We start from the raw sequence: 18,716 nt of genomic DNA on the forward strand, positions 1-18,716 counted from the left end.
GTAGCCGGCGGCTTGCGCCCAAGCATTGTGTTGGGCAAATCGGTTGTAACTGACGAACAGCAGTAGCACAAGGCCATTAACGGAACCTTTAGCGCCCACTATCGTCTGAGCAAAAGCCCCGTAGGCCGGGCTATACAGCCCTGTAGCGGCGGCGTAGCATGCGCCACCCGACGCCCGTCGTTTTATTGCCCCTTCGCTGGACCTGCACACTATGCCTTCGCGTAAGTTTGGACTGAACCTGGTTATGTTCCTGGCGATTGCCGCCTTGTTCACCGGTATCTGGGCGCTGTACAACCGCCCGGTAACAGCACCTGACTGGCCAGAACAGATCTCAGGGTTTTCATTCTCGCCTTTTCGCGCGGGGCAGAACCCACAGCAGGACACTTACCCCAGCGATGCGCAGATGCGTGCAGATCTGGAATTGCTCAGCACACAAACCGACAACATCCGCACCTACTCGGTGGACGGCCCACTCAGCACCATCCCCCTACTGGCGGAAGAGTTCGGCCTACGTGTAACCCTGGGCATCTGGATTAGCCCCGACTTGGAACGCAACGAGCGAGAAATCGCCAAAGCCATCGAAATTGCCAACGATTCACGCAGCGTGGTGCGCGTGGTGGTCGGTAACGAAGCCCTATTTCGCAGTGAAGTCACCCCAGAAAACCTGATTGCCTACATCGACCGCGTACGTGCGGCGGTCAAAGTGCCGGTGACCACCTCCGAGCAGTGGCACATCTGGCAGGACCACCCTGAATTAGCCCAACACGTCGACCTGATCGCCGCCCACGTGCTGCCTTACTGGGAATTTGTGCCAATGGAGGACTCCACCGAGTTCGTCCTTGAACGCGCCAAAGACCTGAAAAAGCTGTTCCCGAAAAAACCTTTGTTGCTGTCCGAGGTAGGCTGGCCAAGCAATGGCCGCATGCGCGGCGGCGCCGATGCCTCCCAGGCCGACCAGGCCATCTACCTGCGCACCCTGGTCAATGCGCTGAACGCCAAAGGCTATAACTACTTCGTTATCGAGGCCTTCGATCAACCATGGAAGGCCAGCGATGAAGGCTCGGTAGGCGCCTACTGGGGCGTGTACAACCTTGAACGCCAGGCTAAATTTGCCTTTGAAGGCCCCGTGGTGGCCATTCCCCAATGGCGTTTGCTGGCCATTGCCTCAGTGGTGCTAGCCCTACTCAGCCTGGCGCTGCTGCTGATCGACGGCAGCGCCCTGCGCCAACGCGGGCGCACCTTCCTCACCGTGGTGGCTTTTGCCGGCGGTTCGGCCTTGGTGTGGATCGGCTACGACTACAGCCAGCAATACAGCACCTGGTTCAGCACCCTGGTCGGCTTACTGCTGGGCATCGGCGCTTTCGGGGTGTTTATCGTGCTGCTCACCGAAGCCCATGAACTGGCCGAAACCGCTTGGACTCGCAGCCGACGTCGGCCTTTCGTGCCGGTGGACAGCGACAGTGCCTACCGGCCTAAAGTGTCAATCCACGTGCCCTGCTACAACGAGCCGCCGGAGATGGTCAAACAGACCCTCGACGCCCTTGCCGCACTGGACTACCCGGACTTCGAAGTCATCATCATCGACAACAACACCAAAGACCCTGCGGTGTGGGAACCGGTAGAGGCCTACTGCAAGGTGTTGGGCCCGCGCTTTCGTTTCTTCCACGTGGCACCGATTGCCGGCTTCAAGGGTGGCGCGCTGAACTACATCCTGCCGCACACCGCCGCAGATGCCGAAGTGGTGGCCGTGATTGATGCCGACTATTGCGTCGACAAAAACTGGCTGAAGTTTATGGTGCCGCATTTCAGTGATGCAAAGATCGCCGTGGTGCAGTCCCCGCAAGACTACCGCGACGGCAATGAGAACATTTTCAAAAAGCTCTGCTACGCCGAATACAAAGGTTTCTTCCATATCGGCATGGTGACCCGTAACGACCGCGACGCGATCATCCAGCACGGCACCATGACCATGATTCGTCGCACCGTGATGGACGAGTTGAAGTGGGCAGACTGGACCATCTGCGAAGACGCCGAACTGGGTCTGCGCGTGTTCGAACAAGGCTACTCGGCCGCCTATGCCCATCAAAGCTTCGGCCAGGGCCTGATGCCGGACACCTTTATCGACTACAAGAAGCAGCGTTTCCGCTGGGCTTACGGCGCCATTCAGATTATGAAAGGCCACGCCCGCAGCCTGTTCATGGGTAAAGGCTCCGAACTCAAGACGGGGCAGCGTTACCACTTTGTCGCCGGCTGGCTGCCGTGGATTGCTGATGGCCTGAACATATTCTTCACCGTCGGCGCATTGCTCTGGTCGGCGGCCATGATTATCGTGCCGCAACGGGTCGACCCACCCCTGATGATCTTTGCCATCCCGCCCTTGGCGCTGTTCTTCTTCAAGCTGGGCAAGATTCTGTTCCTCTACCGCAAGGCCATGGGCGTGGATTTGGTGCGTTCGTTCCAGGCCGCCGTGGCAGGCCTCGCGCTGTCACACACCATCGCCAAGGCTGTGCTGTACGGCACCTTCACCAAAACTATTCCGTTTTTCCGCACGCCGAAAATGGCCAGCAACCACGGCATCATGGTGGCTTTGTCGGAGGCGCGTGAAGAGGTCTTCATCATGCTGCTGCTCTGGGGCGCGGCACTGGGTATCAGCATCGTTCAGGGCTTGCCCAGCGCCGATGTAAAGTTCTGGGTCGCCATGCTGCTGGTGCAATCGCTCCCTTACTTGGCGGCGCTGATTATGGCCTTGCTGTCGTCATTGCCCTCGCCTCAGCCAACATCACAGGAAGCAGCAGCGGCAAGCTGACGACGAGTTTGCTTGAATGCCAGACGGCGGCCAATGGCCGCCGTTTTGCTTTAAGATGGCGACCTTTCCGCCTGACGCCGCTACGGAGCCGCAATGACCGCCAATGCCACGCCCCTCTCCCCGACGCTGGAACTTGCCTGCGAACTGATTCGCCGTCCGTCCGTCACGCCGTTGGACGAAGGTTGCCAGGAGCAGATGACGCGCCGCCTTAGCGCCTGCGGTTTCACCATCGAGCCCATGCGCATCGAGGACGTGGACAACTTCTGGGCCAGTCACGGCAGCGACAACGGCCCCGTGCTGTGCTTTGCCGGCCACACTGATGTAGTGCCGACCGGCCCGGTGCAGAGCTGGCAGCACCAGCCGTTCGATGCCCTGATTGATGAGCAAGGCATGCTCTGCGGTCGTGGCGCAGCGGACATGAAAGGCAGCCTGGCATCGATGATCATCGCGGTTGAACGCTTTGTGGCCGAGCACCCGAATCATAAGGGCAGCATCGCTTTTCTGATCACCAGCGACGAAGAAGGCCCGGCCCATCATGGCACCAAGGCGGTGGTCGAGCGCCTGCGCGAACGCGGTCAACGCCTGGACTGGTGCATCGTCGGCGAACCGTCGAGCACCACCCTGGTCGGCGACGTAGTCAAGAACGGCCGCCGTGGCTCGCTCGGCTGCACCCTCACCGTACGCGGAAAACAAGGCCATGTGGCCTATCCGCACCTGGCTAAAAACCCGATTCATCTAGCAGCTCCGGCCCTGGCTGAGCTGGCCGCCGAGCACTGGGACGACGGCAATGCCTTCTTCCCACCGACCAGCTTTCAGATATCCAACCTGAATGCCGGCACGGGCGCGACCAACGTCATCCCCGGTGAGCTAAAAGCAGTATTCAACTTCCGCTTCTCCACCGAATCCACAGTGGAAGGCCTACAGCAACGCGCTGAGGCGATCCTCGACAAGCATGGCCTGGACTATCACTTGGACTGGGCCCTCTCCGGCTTACCGTTCCTCACCGAACCCGGCGCACTGCTCGATGCCGTGGCTGCCAGCATCAAAACAGTCACCGGGCGCGAGACTAAGCCTTCGACCAGCGGCGGCACCTCCGATGGCCGCTTTATCGCCACCCTGGGTACCCAGGTGGTCGAACTCGGCCCGGTCAATGCCACCATTCACCAGGTCGATGAGCGCGTGCTGGCCAGTGACCTGGATGTGCTGACTGAAATCTACTATCAAACCCTGGTCAATCTGCTCGCATGAGTCTGATCTGTCCCATTTGCCAAGCGGCACTGAGCGTCGTTGACAACGGTGTGGTTTGCTCAGCCAATCACCGCTTCGACCGCGCGCGCCAGGGCTACCTCAATCTATTGCCGGTACAACACAAGAACAGCCGCGACCCTGGCGACAATGCCGCGATGGTCGAGGCGCGTCGACGCTTTCTCGACGGCGGTCATTACGCGCCGCTGGCTAGGCGTCTAGCCGAGCTGGCAGCACGCTATAACCCATCCCGCTGGCTGGATATCGGTTGTGGCGAGGGGTACTACACCACCCAGCTCGCCGACGCCCTGCCACAAGCAGACGGCTATGCCCTGGATATTTCGCGAGAGGCGATCAAGCGCGGTTGCAAACGTGCACCCCAGCTCAACTGGCTGGTGGCGAGCATGGCCCGCGTACCCTTGAGTGACGCCAGCTGCCAGCTGCTCGCCAGCGTATTCAGCCCGCTCGACTGGGAGGAAGCCAAGCGTTTGCTCGCCCCCGGCGGCGGCCTGCTGCGCATGGGCCCGACCCGTGAGCATCTGATGCAGCTACGGCAAAAGTTGTATGACGAAGTGCGCGACTACGATGATCAGAAACACCTGGAGCTGATCCCCGATGGTATGCGCTTGGCCCACAGCGAAACCCTGACCTTTAACCTGCACCTGGCAAGCAGCGAGGCCCGCGCCGACCTGCTTTCCATGACACCGCATGGCTGGCGCGCCAGCGCCGAACGACGCGCGGCCGTAATTGCCGAACCTTGCGACGTGACTGTTGCCATCCGCTACGACTGGATCGAGAGGCTATAACCATGCGCCAACCAGATATCGAGATTTACCTGAAAGACGCCGACCACAATGCCATCAGCGAATGGCTGAGCAACGCGCTGGGCAACTGCACGCCCTGGCAACAGAAAGGGCAGACCTATAAGTGCGTGGCTGGCGAAGTGCCGGTGACCTGGCTGCCCAAGGCTGTTGGCAAATGGCACAGCCTCCTTCTGGAAAGTGCTGCCACACCTTGGGCCGATGACCTGGCCTGCGCGCAAGCGGCCTTTGCCGCACTGAATGTTGAAGTACGCTGCGCCCCAAACGGCTGGCAAGAAGAAGAAAGCGACGAACAGGCCGACCGCTGGATGCGCATCAGCGCCGATGGCGTCGAAGAGATCACCTGGCGCACCGCCTAAACACTCACCGATTCGGCTCAAGCAGCCTTGTTTAACCCGCGTAGTTGAACAGTCGGTTATAGATGTGCAGAAAAAAACCCGCCTAGGCGGGTTTTTTGTTCAGCCGAGGGCTTACTTTTTGCCCATTTTCTTCAGCTCTTCGTCACGCAGCTCGCGGCGCAGAATCTTGCCCACGTTGGTGGTCGGCAATACGTCACGGAACTCGACGGCCTTGGGCACCTTGTAACCGGTGACATTGGCGCGCATATGCTCCATGACCTGCTCTTTGGTCAGGGTTTCACCCGGCTTGACCACCACAAAAATCTTGATTGCTTCGCCTGACTTTTCATCTGGCACACCAATCGCGGCGCATTGCAGCACGCCCGGCAGTGTGGCGAGTACGTCTTCCAGCTCGTTCGGGTAAACGTTGAAGCCGGACACCAGAATCATGTCCTTCTTGCGGTCGACGATACGCATGTAGCCGTCTTCCTGAATCACCGCGATGTCACCCGTCTTCAACCAACCCTCGGCATCGAGGACTTCGTCGGTGGCTTCCTGGCGCTGCCAGTAACCTTTCATCACTTGCGGGCCTTTAACGCACAACTCGCCAATCGAACCCAGCGGCTGTTCAACACCTTCGTCGTCGACCACCTTGCAAATGGTCGACGGCACCGGAATGCCGATGGTGCCAATCTGGATATTGCTGAATGGATTGACCGACGCCACTGGGCTGGTTTCAGTCATGCCGAAACCTTCACAGATAGAACAACCCGTCACCTGCTTCCAGCGCTCAGCAGTGGCCAGTTGCAGGGCCATGCCGCCGGAGAACGTGGCTTTTAAGGTGGAAAAGTCCAGCTTGCGGAAGTCTTCGTTGTTACACAGGGCAACAAACAGCGTGTTAAGGCCGACAAAACCGGTGAACTTGTACTTGGCCAGGTCCTTGGTCATCGCTGGCAGATCACGCGGGTTGGTGATCAGCACGTTGTGCCCACCAATCAGCATCATGGCCATGCAATGGAAGGTGAACGCGTAGATGTGATACAGCGGCAATGGCGCGATCAGCACCTCGCTGCCCTCGCTCATTTCCGCGCCCATCAGCGCCTTGACCTGCAACATATTGGCGATCAGGTTGCGGTGAGTCAGCATCGCACCCTTGGCCACGCCGGTGGTGCCGCCGGTGTATTGCAACACGGCGATTTCAGCGTTGCTTGGCGCGGCATTGTTGACCGTCTGGCCACGGCCTTTGGCCATCGCCGCGGTGAATTTGACCGAGTGCGGCAGGTTATAAGCCGGCACCATCTTCTTCACATGCTTGATTACGCTGTTGACCAGCAAGCGCTTGAGTGGCGAAAGCATGTCACCGACTTCGGTGATGATGACCGTCTTGATCCCGGTTTTCGGCAGTACTTGCTCAACCAGATGAGCCATGTTGGCCAGGCTGACCAGGGCCTTGGCGCCCGAATCATTAAACTGGTGCTCCAACTCCCGCGCGGTGTACAGCGGGTTGGTGTTAACCACCACCAGGCCGGCACGCAGGGCACCGAAGACGACAACCGGGTACTGCAGCACATTGGGCAGTTGCACAGCGATACGGTCGCCGGGCTGCAGATCAGTGTTTTTTTGCAAGTAAGCGGCAAAGATGCCGGACAACTCGTACAGCTCGCCATAGGTAATGGTTTTACCCAGGTTGCTGAAAGCTGGCTTGTCGGCGAAACGCTGGCAGGACTCTTTCAGTACCGCCTGAATATTCGGGTACTGGTCAGGATTGATTTCGGCAGCAATCCCAACGGGATACTTATCCTTCCAAAAGTTTTCGGTCATGGAAGCCCACTCCTCAGCAACAGCTTGATCTTCACCGCGCGTAGACGGTTGTTTATTGTAAGTTCGCGTGTTTTTTTGCGGTTTTAACGGCAAAACGATGCAGGGAGCAGTTTTTGACGTCGCGCAGCAACGGCCCAAGAGGGTGATCGCCCTAGATGGTGGATCGCAAAAAAGCCGCCCGAGAGTAGCAGCTTTGCCAAACAGCGACTAGCACCAATAAGTGCCGCAACGGTATCGAACGTGACCGAATAGCGATGCTCGGTCACGCAGTAGAATTCCACCGAAACAGGCCATCTACAGGCCTTGCACTAACCGACTGGCGCACCATCGCCCACGTTTCACGCGCGGGCGATGGTTGCTGAAACGACGGTTAAGCACTTCTTATGAGGCAATATCGCGCAGCTCGCGACGGAGGATCTTGCCCACTGGCGTCATCGGTAGCGAGTCGCGGAAAACGATCTGCTTGGGGACTTTGTAGCCGGTAAAGTTTTCCTTGCAGTAAGCCTTGAGCTCATCCGCATTGAGGCTGCTATCACGAGCCACCACGAAGAGTTTGACGGCCTCCCCAGACTTCTCGTCCGGCACCCCGATGACGGCGCAACTGGCGACCTTCGGGTGAGCCATGACTACATCTTCAATTTCATTGGGGTATACGTTGAAGCCCGAGACGATGATCATGTCCTTTTTACGGTCGACGATGCGCACGAAACCGTCCGGATCGATCACCGCCACGTCACCGCTCTTAAACCAACCGTCGGCATCCAGCACCTCAGCAGTGGCTTCTTCGCGGTTCCAGTAACCCTTCATCACTTGCGGGCCCTTGATGCACAGCTCGCCGCGCTCGCCCAACGCCTGCTCAACGCCATCATCATCGATGACTTTAAACGCGGTGCCCGGCACGGGAACGCCAACAGTGCCCAAGCGCACCTTGTTACCGTAGGCATTGGTACTGGCTACCGGAGAGGTTTCCGTCAGGCCATAGCCTTCAGTCACCGGGCAACCGGTCATGGCCTGCCAACGCTCGGCAGTGGCTTTAACCAATGCAGTGCCCCCGGAGTTGGTCAGCTTGAAGTGGGAGAAGTCCAGGTTCTTGAATTCGGGATGGTCCATCAGTGCCACGAACAGGGTGTTGAGACCCAGCAGCGCAGAAAACTGCCACTTACCCAGCTCCTTGACGAAGCCTGGGATATCCCGCGGATTGGTGATCAGCACGTTGTGGTTGCCGTTGACCATCATGCACATGCAGTTCGCGGTGAAGGCATAGATATGGTAGAGCGGCAGCGGCGCGATCATGATTTCCTGGCCCTGCTTCATCAGCGGAGTGCCGTCATCGCCCAGCTGTGACAGGCAGGCATCGACCTGCAGCATGTTGGCCACCAGGTTGCCGTGGGTCAGCATCGCGCCCTTGGCCACGCCGGTGGTACCGCCGGTGTACTGCAGCACAGCGACATCGCCCTGACTGACCTTGACCGGCTTCAGTGCATGGCCCTGGCCTTGCTTGAGGGCATCTTTGAATGCCACCGCCTGCGGCAGGTGGTAATCGGGCACCATCTTCTTGACCTTTTTCACCACGGTGTTGACCAGCCAGCCTTTCAGGCTTGGCAGCAAGTCGCCCATCTTGGCTTCGATCAGGTAATCAATTTCAGTGTCCCCCAGTACGTCCTGCACCAGCTTGCCGAACATATTCAGGTAGACCAGCGCGCGCACACCTGCGTCTTTGAATTGATGGCGCATCTCGCGAGCGGTGTACAACGGGTTGGTGTTGACCACAATCAGCCCGGCGCGCATCGCACCGAACACTGCAATCGGATATTGCAACACGTTGGGCATCTGCACGGCGATGCGGTCACCCGGCTGCAGGTCAGTGTGTTTTTGCAGATAGGCGGCAAAGGCCGCCGAGAGCCGATCCAGCTCGGCATACGTCAGGGTCACGCCCAAATTGCTGAACGCTGGCCGGTCCGCGAACTTCTTGCACGAACGCTCGAACACCTCGATCACCGACTTATAAGCCCCCAGGTCGATGTCATTGGGTACGCCGGCCGGGCGCTTGTCGCTCCAGAAATCAGGCTGCATTATTTTTATCCTCTTGCCCTGAAATGATCCTATCCGCTGAGCGGAGTTGGCTGGAAAGTAGCAGCTAACGCCTGGCAGGCAAATAGCCAGGCAGCGTCATTGACGCACTGAATCTTGCCGCTCCTTGTGGAACTATCCTGTCGCACGACCTATAACCTGATGTCCGCCTCCGTTATATAGCCCTCTATGCCGACTGCTCCTCTGCTCGCAATATTGCTGTTTCTGTTCGCGCAACTGGCGCAGGCCGAACCACACCTGCGCATGGCCACTTTGGAATACCCACCCTACAGCTCTGAGCACCTGCCTGACGGCGGCAGCATTGTTGAGTTAACTCGCCGGGCTTTTGCCGTGCGTGGCCATCCGATACAGATCGACTTCATGCCATGGGCGCGGGTACGCATGGCGTTGCACAACCGCAGCTACCAGGGCGCTCTGGCGCTATGGCCCAAGGAAGTAAAAGAGGAAGGGCTACACCCTTCACGCCCACTCTTTTACAGCGAGCTGGGTTTATTTATCCGTAACGGTTATCCGCTGCAATTCAGCGCTTTGCGGGAGCTGCGCGGGCAAACCTTAGGCATCGTGCGGGGTTACGGCTACCCGCAGCATATTCTCGATGCAGGCCTGCCCCTCGAAAAGGCCGTGGACGACATCAGCAACCTGCGAAAACTGAACGCCCGACGCTTCAATTTGGTGCTGCTCGAACGCATCGTTGGCAATCACCTGATCGTCAACGATGCGCAGCTACGCGGGCAACTCAGCTGGCACGACCATGTGCTGGAGCGGATTCCCCTGCTGGTGGGCTTTATACCTCCCAGAGCGGGTGAGCCGGACTGGAGCGCCGTCTTTGAGCAGGGCCTGCGCGACCTGCACAGCAGCGGCGAGTACATGCAGATTCTGCGCAAGCATAATCACTGAGCCCCTAGAGGCTGTTCCTGCTTCATCGCGAGCCGCGTTGCAGCGAATGAAGTGAGAACAGCCCCTGGACTTTGCGCCGCGCCGCGCGAGGTGCACAATGCGCAGCTTCTGCAGGCTTTAGGGATTCGCCATGCTCCACCAAGCGTTCTGGCTCAATAGCACCGATGCAGCGCCCCTCTATGTAAACCGCTGGTACAGCGAGCAGCCGCCCAAAGCCCTGCTGATGGTGGCGCACGGCATGGCCGAACACAGTGGCCGCTATGCACGCCTGGCTGAGGCATTGGTGGCGCAAGGTTTCGAGGTGTATGCACATGACCAGCGCGGGCATGGCAAAACAGCCGAGCATGGTTTACTCGGCCACTATGCCGATAGCCAAGGCTGGGATTTGGTGGTCAATGACTTGGCCCACCTCAATCACCATATGCGCCAGAGCCACCCGCAAACGCCGATCTTCTTGCTTAGCCACAGCATGGGCAGTTACATCGGTCAGGCCTACCTGATGCACCACAGCTGTAGCCTGCAGGGCGCGATTCTTTCCGGTTCCAATTACCAGCCGGTTGCGCTGTACCGTGCTGGCCAGCTGCTGGCGCGTTTCGAACGTTGGCGGCAAGGCCCGCAGGCCTACAGCGCCCTACTCGAATTCGCCTCATTCGGCTCATTCAATAAAGCCTTCAAACCCAACCGCACGGCCTTCGACTGGCTGAGCCGCGACCCGCTGGAAGTCGACAAATACGTCAACGATCCGCTGTGCGGCTTCCGCTGCAGCAACCAGCTGTGGGTCGACCTGCTTGGCGGCATGCAACAGATCACGCCTATCGAGAACCTGGCGCAAATCGATAGCAGCCTGCCGCTGCTGGTGATCGGCGGCGCCCGTGACCCGGTCAGCAACGGCCATCGCCAGCAGAATCTCGCTGACGCCCTGCGCGAAGCGGGCAACCAACACGTGCAGGTTAAAATTTATCCTGAAGCGCGCCACGAAGTGCTCAATGAGAGCAATCGCGAAGAAGTCACCACCTACATTATCGACTGGTTGCAACAGGCCCTCAGCCAACCGCGCCAGTGCCACCTACAGAGCCAAGAGAGTCATCCATGAGCCAGAGTAGCAACACGCCCTACGACGCACTCGAAGTCGGCCAGACCGCCAGCTACAGCAAGACCGTCAGCGAACGTGACATCCAGCTATTTGCCGAAGTCTCCGGCGACCACAACCCGGTGCACCTGGATGCCGAATACGCCGCCACCACCATGTTCAAGGAGCGTATCGCTCATGGCATGTTCAGCGGCGCACTGATCAGCGCCGCAGTGGCCTGCGAACTGCCTGGCCCGGGCACCATCTATATCGGCCAGACCATGCGCTTCACCGCGCCGGTGAAACTCGGCGACACCCTGACTGTGCGCTTGGAAATTCTGGAAAAGCTGCCTAAGTTTCGCGTGCGCGTGGCCACCCGCGTGTTCAACCAAAACGATGAAATGGTGGTCGATGGCGAAGCCGAAATTCTCGCCCCGCGCAAAGCGCAGACCGTCGAACTGACCAAGCTGCCGCCAATTACTATTGGCTAAAAGACTGCCTCGGCGCTCCGCAACAGGTTCTATGCTTACCGCCTCGGGTCGCCGCTAAGCCGCTGGTGCATCCCCTTTCTACGCAATAACGCCCGAGCAATCCGCTGCGGCGTTTCTGGAGACGTTCATGTCCATGTACCAAACATCCATCCCGGTCTTCACCCGTCAGCTGACCAACCTGTCGACCATCCTCGGCATCGCCGCCGCCCACGCCGAAGAGAAGAAAATCGAGCAGAGCGTTTTCCTCAATGCGCGCCTGGCGCCGGATATGTTCCCGCTGAGCCGTCAGGTGCAGATCGCCTGCGACGGCGCTAAAGCCGGCGCGGCGCTGCTGGCTGAAGTTGAAGCACCGAGCCATGCCGACGACGAAACCAGCTTCGCCGAGCTGCAAGCGCGTATCGCCAAGACCCTGACCTTCCTGCAGAGCCTGAGCGCCGCGCAGATCGACGGCAGCGAAGCACGCACTATCACCCTCAAGCGCCGCGACAAAGAAACTCACTTCCAGGGTCAGGCCTTCCTGCTCGATCACGTGCTGCCGAACCTGTATTTCCACCTCACCACCGCCTACGCCATCCTGCGTCACAACGGCGTGGCCATTGGTAAACGCGACTTCCTCGGCACCCGCTAAGCACTGTTGCAGAGCCCCTCGCAACCTAGCGAGCGAGGCTTATAGAAAACACGACGGGAGTAACCGCAAGCGCTGTTACTCCCGTCGTGCGTTACAACGCAATAAGACAAACACGCAACAGATCTATGAGCAGACGCTTAGGCAAACACGCTAACCGTCTGCCGACTAATCACGCAGGCTCGGCCGTGCTTGTCCCAGAGGGTCGCGTCGATATGGCTGTAGCCGTTGGCCGAACTTTGAATCGCCGCCCGGTATTGCCACCAGTCATTACCGCTGCAGTCCTGTGGCACCTGCACCACACTCAGGTTCCAGGTCAGCGAGCTGCCACTGGCGGGCTTTTTCAGCAAGCTGAACACCGCCGGCGGCCAGGCGTCCACCAGGGCCAGCAGCGTGCTTAGGCAAACCGCTGCCGGCGAGGCCTCGCGTAAGCGGATCCAACCACCCATATCGTGCTGCTGCGCGCCCATAAAGGGCATCTTGCCCAAGGTATAGCGGTAATCGAAGTACTGAGTGAAATCCGGCGTCAGGCCGGGGATAAAGGGAAAAGCCTGCACCTCATCCGGCCCTGTAAAAGCGGGTGCCGCAGCAGCTTCCACCTGAATCACCGAATCACGGTCACTGCCAAAGCTGGCCAGCATCACGGCGCACACCTGCTCCTGCTGAATGGCCGTAGCCTGCACCTGGCTCGCCGCCTTGCCTTCGCGTAGCAGTTTGATCTGCACCTCCAGCGCGCCCGGTGCCACCGGCGCGACGAAAGACAGCGACAGAGAACGCAACGGCCGCTGAGAGCCGATCTCAGACATCATTTTTTGTAACATCGCCGCGGCGATTAAACCGCCGAACGTGGCCCGTCCCTGCCCCCACTTTTCTGGAATATCCAGACTTTGCGATGCGCTATCGCGTACCGCCACCATCACATCATTGAAATCCATAAGAACGCCCCTCTTCCATTGCTCGGCCTCAGGCAACCTGCTGCTGGCCACCTAGTTGTTCGTCGAGAAAACCTATGACTTGCTGCGCATAGGCTTGCGGCTCAGCAGCATAGGCATGAGTGTGCCGAGCCTCGGGCACCTGCCAGAAACGAGTCAGCGTACGGCCGCGCAGTGCCTGCCAGAGCAGCTGGCCGTCACGCACCGGGGTAAACTCATCAGCTTCGCCATAGATCAGCAACAGCGCCGGGCTGCCACACAGATGCTCGGCCGCATGCAAGGGCCGCAAGCGTCGCTCACCGGCGGGGTAAACCAGACGGGAGAGTTGAATGCCCAGCCGAGGAATCGGGTAGCGAGACCAGAAGTGCAGCAGGGTCGGAAAAGCAGCCTCAAGTACCGCCGCCTTGAAAGGATGATCGGCCTGGGTCATGGCACACAGACTCATGGCCGCACCCATCGAGGCGCCCAGCACCGCCACTGCTAACTGAGGGTATTCCGCCTGCAGGGCTTGCCCGGCTGCCAGCACATCCAGATGAAAGTCCATGGTGCTGGAGCTGCTTTCACCAAAACCATTCAGGTCAAACAGCATCACGTGGTAGCCGGCCTGACGCAGCAGTTCGGCGTGGCCGTATTTCATCCAAAAGCCTTTGGCCACTACGCCCATGGGATGGCACATCAGCACCGCGCCCTTGACGTGCTCACCATGCGCCTTGGCCAACAGCGCACTGAGCGTCGCACCGGACCCGCTGGCGACCCGCAAAGGCTGCCACTGCTCCGATTCGGCCTCTGCCGGCCAACGCCAAGGGCGAACAAAACGCCCGAAGAAAGGTTTCTTGAACAGCCGGTATGCCGCGTGCTTCATGCAGGTAACTCCCTCGAATTATTTGCTATCGTGCCGGGCACACAGGCTACCCAGCAGCCTGAGTGGCAACCATGGCGAGAAATGCCAAATAGCATGCGAGTTTTCGCGGCGTGGAAATGACTCGGAGCGCCCCCTGAAATGAATGTCACCCTGTTAATGGCGAATCAGTGCTCTTCCACCAGCGTGGCCGCTGCCCTGGAGTTCTTCGAGACGGCCAACGTGCTGCATCACTACTCGCTTGATAAGCCAGCACGGCAGCACGCCAACGGCGCGCCGCTGTTTCGCCTACAAACAGCATCGATGGATGGTCTGCCGGTGGCTTGCACAGGCGGTTTACGCCTGACACCGGATCTGGCCGCTGCGGATATCCACAGCACCGAGCTGATCGTGGTGCCGGGCTTTATGTTCAATATTCTCGGCGTACTGCCGCAGCTGAGCGGCATGATCGAGTGGCTGCGCCAGCACCATCAGCAAGGGAGCTATATCGCCAGCCTCTGCACCGGCGCGTTCGTCACTGCCCAGGCCGGGCTCCTCGACGGCCGCAGCGCCACCACCCACTGGGCTTTCAGCGAGCAGTTCGCCAGGCGCTTTCCCCAGGTCAAATTGCACACCGAACGCACCGTGACCGATGACGGCCAACTGCTGTGCTCGGGCGGCTCCACCAGCAGCAGCGACCTGTTGCTGCACCTGATTCGCAAGTTCGCCTCACCGCAATTGGCGGCCGAATGCGCCAAGAAGCTTCTGGTGGATGTGGCCGCCCGCAGCCAGGCGCCCTATGCCAGCACCACCTTCAAAAAGAACCACAGCGACGCCGAGATTCTCAAGATCCAGATCTGGCTGGAGAGCCACCTGAACAGCCCTATCCAGCTTGAGCAGGTGGCCGAGCGGTTTGGCCTGAGCCTGCGCAACCTGATCCGCCGCTTCAAAGACGCCACCGAGCAGACGCCCATGCAGTACCTGCAGGAGCTGCGCATCGAAAAAGCCAAGCTGTTGCTGGAAAGCAGCCAGGCAGCTTTTGACCAGATCACCCTGCAAGTGGGCTACGAAGACGGTAACTCTTTCCGCCGCCTGTTCAAGCAGCGAGTAGGCTTGGCACCCATTGCATACCGCAAACGATTCACCACGTTGCGCCAATGAGCCCGCTCCAGACCTCGATTACAACTGCGCCCAATGTCCATCCTGGCGGTGCGCCTGTAAGTGCGGCAAGACCGCTGCCAATAGCGGCTCTTTGAACGCCTCCTGAAAGCGATGAGCCAACCCCGGAATCAGCTTCAATTCACTGCCTTTGATATGCGCCGCCACATGCACGCCATGCATCACCGGCAGCAGCGGATCGGCCGTACCATGCACCACCAGCGTCGGCACGCGCAGACGATTAAGCAGTTCGACTCGGCTCGGCTCAGCCAAGATCGCCAAGAGTTGGCGTTGCACGCCTTCGGGGTTGAAGGCACGGTCGTAGGAAAGCTCAGCCTGCTGCAACAACAGGTCGCGGTCATCGGTAACAGTCGGGCTGCCCAGCGCAGCCAATAAATCAGCCTGCTGCTCCAGTGCCAGCGCACGGTTAGGCGCTTCACGTTTGGCCAGTAACGCCAATAACGCATTGCTCGGCGCCGGCAAGCCTTGAGCCCCGGAGCTGGTCATGATCAAGGTCAGGCTCTGCACTCGCTCTGGCGCGATGTCCGCCAGATGCTGGGCAATCATCCCACCCATGCTCGCGCCCAACACATGAAACTGCCGTACGCCCAGGGTATCCATCAGCCCCAAGGCATCGCCGGCCATATCACGCAAACCATAAGGCGCGCTCACCGACAGCCCGACGCGATAACGCAGGGCTTCGTAAGTCAGATTGATCGCCGGCGCCGCGTGCGTCCAGGTGCTCAGGCCCACATCACGGTTATCAAAGCGAATGACGCGAAAGCCTTGCTGACACAAGCGCGCGACCACTTCATCGGGCCAGTGAATCAGTTGCCCACCCAGGCCCATCACCATCAATAACGCCGGGTCACTGTTACGCCCGATGCTCTGGTACGCCAGGCTCACCTCGCCAACATCGGCCATTTCAGTCGGCACTTGCACATCACAACGTTGGGCTGCAAAAGCAGGCACGCCGCACAACAGCGCAGCGAGAAGAATAAGTACACGCATAACATCACCACATCGCAGGACAGCGAAACGCAGCCCCCCATTAAGGCGCGAGTGTGGTGAAAGTTGTGCGCACGCGCTGCCACATAACCGTGACAGTTTGATGAAGGGAGACGAGTGGTTGCCTGGCACCCACAAAAAATTGCAGCCGCTACACCTGTATGGATGCAGACAGTCGCGGCTAAAGCCCCTCCCACGGCCCGCTTGTTGTTGTGGGAGGGGCTTTAGCCGCGACAGAACAGCGCTTAGGCCAACTCAGTACGCAGCTGACGGGCCGCCGCGACCATGTTCACCAATGCCGCTTCAGTCTCCGCCCAGCCACGGGTTTTCAGGCCGCAGTCCGGGTTAACCCACAAGCGTTCAACGGGGATACGCTGGGCGGCCTTGCGCAGCAGCTTGGTCATCTCGGCCGTATCCGGCACGCGTGGCGAGTGAATATCGTAGACGCCCGGACCGATGTCATTGGGGTAGTCAAATGCCTCGAACGCCTGCAACAGCTCCATATCCGAGCGCGAGGTTTCGATGGTGATCACGTCGGCATCCATGGCCGCGATGGCCTCGATCACATCATTGAATTCGCTGTAGCACATGTGGGTGTGGATCTGCGTTTCGTCACGCACACCCGACGCGCACAAGCGGAACGCCTGCGTGGCCCAGTCCAAGTAGCCCTGCCACTGCGCCTGACGCAGCGGCAGGCCTTCACGGAACGCCGCCTCATCGATCTGGATGATCTTGATGCCAGCCGTTTCCAGATCCAGCACTTCGTCACGAATCGCCAGCGCCAGCTGCTGCGCCTGCTGCTCGCGGGAAATGTCGTCCCGCGTGAACGACCACATCAGCATGGTCACCGGGCCGGTCAGCATGCCCTTCATCACCTTCTGGGTGAGCGCCTGGGCGTAACCAATCCAGGCCACGGTCATGGCGTGCGGACGGCTCAGATCGCCATAGATCACCGCCGGTTTAACGCAGCGTGAACCGTAACTCTGCACCCAGCCAAAACGGGTAAAAGCGTAGCCATCGAGCTGCTCGGCAAAGTATTCGACCATGTCATTGCGCTCGGCTTCACCATGCACCAGCACATCCAGGCCGAGGTTTTCCTGCACTTGCACCGCGTGGCGAATCTCGCTGTGCATGGCCTCGGTGTATTCAGCGGCAGACAGCTTGCCGGCCTTGAATGACTGACGCGCCAAGCGGATCGACGCGGTCTGCGGGAACGAGCCAATGGTGGTCGTGGGAAACGCTGGCAGCTGCAAACGCGCACGCTGCTGCTCGATACGCTGCACAAACGGCGACTGACGCTGACTGTCGGCGCCGCTGATGGCAGCCAAGCGGGCCTGCACGGCGGGTTTGTGAATGCGCGGCGATTGCGCGCGACTGGCCTGCACCGCCCGGCTCTTGGCCAGAGCGGTGTGTACTGCGGGGTTCTGCGGGTCATTCAGGGCGGTGGTCAGCAGCGCAACTTCTTCGCATTTCTGTACGGCGAAGGCCAGCCAGCTTTTCAGCTCATCATCCAGCTTGTCTTCACGAACCAGGTCGACCGGACTGTGCAGCAATGAACAGCTCGGCGCCACCCACAGGCGTTCGCCCAGGCGTTCATGAGCCTGCCGCAAGATGGCCAGCGTACTGTCCAAATCATTGCGCCAGATGTTGCGGCCATTGACCACGCCCAACGACAACACCTTGTACGCCGGCAGGCGGTCGAGAATGCTCGGGAACTGCTCAGGCGCACGCACCAGATCGATATGCAGGCCATCCACCGGCAGACTGGCAGCCAGACCGAGATTGTCTTCCAGGCCGCCGAAGTAGGTGGCGATCAACTTCTTGCCCGGCTCACGCTGGAGAATGTTGTAGGCGCGCTCGAAGGCGTTTTTCCAGACTTGCGGCAGATCCAGGGCCAGAATCGGCTCATCGATCTGCACCCACTCCACACCTTGAGTCGCCAAGCGTTGCAGGATCTCACCGTAAACCGGCAGCAGCCGCTCAAGTAAATCCAAACGGTCAAACTCGCTGCCTTTGGCTTTACCCAGCCACAGATAAGTCAGCGGCCCAATGATCACCGGCTTGACGTTATGACCCAAGCTACGGGCCTCGGCTACCTCGTCAAACAACTGCTCACAGCTCAGCTGAAACTGCTGGTCAACGCTGAACTCGGGGACCAGATAGTGATAGTTAGTGTCGAACCACTTGGTTAGCTCTTGTGCAGAAGCGGGTTGCGCATGGACGCCGCCACAGCAAGTGTTCTGACTGACGCCACGGGCCATGCCGAACAAGGTGCCCAAAGTCGGTTTGCCGCTGTGCGGGCGGAAGCGCTCCGGGATCACGCCGAAGGTCAGCGAGTGGGTCAGCACCTGGTCATACCAAGCGAAGTCGCCCACGGGCAGCAGGTCGATGCCCGCCTCCTTCTGCAGCTGCCAATGCGTCGCACGCAACTGACGGCCCACAGCCTGCAAACCTGCCTCGTCCAGCTCACCCTTCCAGTGCGCCTCCAGGGCTTTTTTCAGCTCACGGTCGCGACCAATACGCGGAAAACCAAGGGAATGGGACAAGGCCATGTCGAAACGCTCCATAGATAAACA

General features: G+C 59.6%; 15 protein-coding genes. 9 read left to right on the forward strand and 6 right to left on the reverse strand.

What is annotated here, in order from left to right; translation table 11 throughout:
- Positions 1 to 211: 211 nt before the first annotated feature.
- The 4 genes from D8779_RS01365 to D8779_RS01380 all read left to right on the forward strand — a co-directional run bounded on the left by D8779_RS01365 (position 212) and on the right by D8779_RS01380 (position 5,231).
- Complete coding sequence (locus D8779_RS01365; protein WP_136662682.1) at positions 212 to 2,806, forward strand: glycosyltransferase; 2,595 nt, start codon at positions 212 to 214, stop codon at positions 2,804 to 2,806.
- A gap of 93 nt (positions 2,807 to 2,899) precedes the next feature.
- Positions 2,900 to 4,054, forward strand: coding sequence for a succinyl-diaminopimelate desuccinylase (dapE, locus tag D8779_RS01370; RefSeq protein WP_136662683.1), 1,155 nt, complete (start codon positions 2,900 to 2,902; stop codon positions 4,052 to 4,054).
- Positions 4,051 to 4,857: a putative RNA methyltransferase gene (locus tag D8779_RS01375; RefSeq protein WP_136662684.1), complete on the forward strand. Its 807-nt coding sequence runs from the start codon at positions 4,051 to 4,053 to the stop codon at positions 4,855 to 4,857. Before dapE ends, D8779_RS01375 begins: the two co-directional genes overlap by 4 nt.
- A 2-nt stretch (positions 4,858 to 4,859) precedes the next feature.
- Entirely contained in the window at positions 4,860 to 5,231 is a 372-nt protein-coding gene (locus D8779_RS01380; RefSeq protein ID WP_136662685.1) for a hypothetical protein, read from the forward strand.
- Between the two features lie 111 nt (positions 5,232 to 5,342).
- On the opposite strand, the gene fadD1 is transcribed toward D8779_RS01380, so the two are convergent.
- On the reverse strand, positions 5,343 to 7,031 hold the full coding sequence (fadD1, locus tag D8779_RS01385) for a long-chain-fatty-acid--CoA ligase FadD1 (protein ID WP_136662686.1): 1,689 nt from the start codon (positions 7,029 to 7,031) through the stop codon (positions 5,343 to 5,345).
- Between the two features lie 381 nt (positions 7,032 to 7,412).
- Entirely contained in the window at positions 7,413 to 9,104 is a 1,692-nt protein-coding gene (fadD2, locus tag D8779_RS01390) for a long-chain-fatty-acid--CoA ligase FadD2 (protein WP_136662687.1), read from the reverse strand.
- 186 nt (positions 9,105 to 9,290) lie between these two features.
- On the opposite strand from fadD2, the gene D8779_RS01395 reads away from it, so the two are divergent.
- The 4 genes from D8779_RS01395 to D8779_RS01410 all read left to right on the forward strand — a co-directional run bounded on the left by D8779_RS01395 (position 9,291) and on the right by D8779_RS01410 (position 12,207).
- Positions 9,291 to 10,019 (forward strand): substrate-binding periplasmic protein, encoded by a 729-nt coding sequence (locus D8779_RS01395; protein ID WP_136662688.1) that lies wholly within the window; start codon positions 9,291 to 9,293, stop codon positions 10,017 to 10,019.
- A gap of 130 nt (positions 10,020 to 10,149) precedes the next feature.
- Positions 10,150 to 11,112, forward strand: a complete 963-nt coding sequence (locus D8779_RS01400) for an alpha/beta hydrolase (RefSeq protein WP_136662689.1) — start codon at positions 10,150 to 10,152, stop codon at positions 11,110 to 11,112.
- Complete coding sequence (locus D8779_RS01405; protein WP_136662690.1) at positions 11,109 to 11,579, forward strand: MaoC family dehydratase; 471 nt, start codon at positions 11,109 to 11,111, stop codon at positions 11,577 to 11,579. Before D8779_RS01400 ends, D8779_RS01405 begins: the two co-directional genes overlap by 4 nt.
- A 127-nt stretch (positions 11,580 to 11,706) precedes the next feature.
- Positions 11,707 to 12,207 carry a DUF1993 domain-containing protein gene (locus D8779_RS01410; protein WP_136662691.1) on the forward strand — a complete coding sequence of 167 codons (501 nt, stop codon included), beginning with the start codon at positions 11,707 to 11,709 and terminating at the stop codon, positions 12,205 to 12,207.
- Positions 12,208 to 12,344: 137 nt separating this feature from the next.
- Here the strand turns inward: D8779_RS01410 and D8779_RS01415 are convergent, their stop codons facing one another.
- Positions 12,345 to 13,139: an acyl-CoA thioesterase gene (locus D8779_RS01415; RefSeq protein WP_136662692.1), complete on the reverse strand. Its 795-nt coding sequence runs from the start codon at positions 13,137 to 13,139 to the stop codon at positions 12,345 to 12,347.
- A 28-nt stretch (positions 13,140 to 13,167) separates the two neighbouring features.
- Positions 13,168 to 13,998, reverse strand: coding sequence for an alpha/beta hydrolase family protein (locus D8779_RS01420; protein ID WP_136662693.1), 831 nt, complete (start codon positions 13,996 to 13,998; stop codon positions 13,168 to 13,170).
- Between the two features lie 138 nt (positions 13,999 to 14,136).
- On the opposite strand from D8779_RS01420, the gene D8779_RS01425 reads away from it, so the two are divergent.
- On the forward strand, positions 14,137 to 15,135 hold the full coding sequence (locus D8779_RS01425; RefSeq protein ID WP_136662694.1) for a GlxA family transcriptional regulator: 999 nt from the start codon (positions 14,137 to 14,139) through the stop codon (positions 15,133 to 15,135).
- A gap of 18 nt (positions 15,136 to 15,153) precedes the next feature.
- Here the strand turns inward: D8779_RS01425 and D8779_RS01430 are convergent, their stop codons facing one another.
- Both D8779_RS01430 and metE read right to left on the reverse strand, forming a co-directional pair.
- Positions 15,154 to 16,143 (reverse strand): alpha/beta fold hydrolase, encoded by a 990-nt coding sequence (locus D8779_RS01430; RefSeq protein WP_136662695.1) that lies wholly within the window; start codon positions 16,141 to 16,143, stop codon positions 15,154 to 15,156.
- 242 nt (positions 16,144 to 16,385) lie between these two features.
- On the reverse strand, positions 16,386 to 18,692 hold the full coding sequence (metE, locus tag D8779_RS01435; RefSeq protein ID WP_136662696.1) for a 5-methyltetrahydropteroyltriglutamate--homocysteine S-methyltransferase: 2,307 nt from the start codon (positions 18,690 to 18,692) through the stop codon (positions 16,386 to 16,388).
- Between the last annotated feature and the right edge of the window lie 24 nt (positions 18,693 to 18,716).

It is taken from the genome of Pseudomonas leptonychotis, assembly GCF_004920405.1.
Lineage (GTDB): Bacteria > Pseudomonadota > Gammaproteobacteria > Pseudomonadales > Pseudomonadaceae > Aquipseudomonas > Aquipseudomonas leptonychotis.

What these genes read in the sequence shown, in the direction of transcription:
- metE (WP_136662696.1), bottom strand. Translation starts at nt 18,692, where the DNA reads ATGGCCTTGTCCCATTCCCTTGGTTTTCCGCGTATTGGTCGCGACCGT.
- D8779_RS01430 (WP_136662695.1), bottom strand. Translation starts at nt 16,143, where the DNA reads ATGCGTGTACTTATTCTTCTCGCTGCGCTGTTGTGCGGCGTGCCTGCT.
- D8779_RS01380 (WP_136662685.1), top strand. Translation starts at nt 4,860, where the DNA reads ATGCGCCAACCAGATATCGAGATTTACCTGAAAGACGCCGACCACAAT.
- fadD2 (WP_136662687.1), bottom strand. Translation starts at nt 9,104, where the DNA reads ATGCAGCCTGATTTCTGGAGCGACAAGCGCCCGGCCGGCGTACCCAAT.
- D8779_RS01365 (WP_136662682.1), top strand. Translation starts at nt 212, where the DNA reads ATGCCTTCGCGTAAGTTTGGACTGAACCTGGTTATGTTCCTGGCGATT.
- D8779_RS01415 (WP_136662692.1), bottom strand. Translation starts at nt 13,139, where the DNA reads ATGGATTTCAATGATGTGATGGTGGCGGTACGCGATAGCGCATCGCAA.
- D8779_RS01375 (WP_136662684.1), top strand. Translation starts at nt 4,051, where the DNA reads ATGAGTCTGATCTGTCCCATTTGCCAAGCGGCACTGAGCGTCGTTGAC.
- D8779_RS01410 (WP_136662691.1), top strand. Translation starts at nt 11,707, where the DNA reads ATGTCCATGTACCAAACATCCATCCCGGTCTTCACCCGTCAGCTGACC.
- D8779_RS01420 (WP_136662693.1), bottom strand. Translation starts at nt 13,998, where the DNA reads ATGAAGCACGCGGCATACCGGCTGTTCAAGAAACCTTTCTTCGGGCGT.
- fadD1 (WP_136662686.1), bottom strand. Translation starts at nt 7,031, where the DNA reads ATGACCGAAAACTTTTGGAAGGATAAGTATCCCGTTGGGATTGCTGCC.
- D8779_RS01395 (WP_136662688.1), top strand. Translation starts at nt 9,291, where the DNA reads ATGCCGACTGCTCCTCTGCTCGCAATATTGCTGTTTCTGTTCGCGCAA.
- D8779_RS01425 (WP_136662694.1), top strand. Translation starts at nt 14,137, where the DNA reads ATGAATGTCACCCTGTTAATGGCGAATCAGTGCTCTTCCACCAGCGTG.
- D8779_RS01400 (WP_136662689.1), top strand. Translation starts at nt 10,150, where the DNA reads ATGCTCCACCAAGCGTTCTGGCTCAATAGCACCGATGCAGCGCCCCTC.
- dapE (WP_136662683.1), top strand. Translation starts at nt 2,900, where the DNA reads ATGACCGCCAATGCCACGCCCCTCTCCCCGACGCTGGAACTTGCCTGC.
- D8779_RS01405 (WP_136662690.1), top strand. Translation starts at nt 11,109, where the DNA reads ATGAGCCAGAGTAGCAACACGCCCTACGACGCACTCGAAGTCGGCCAG.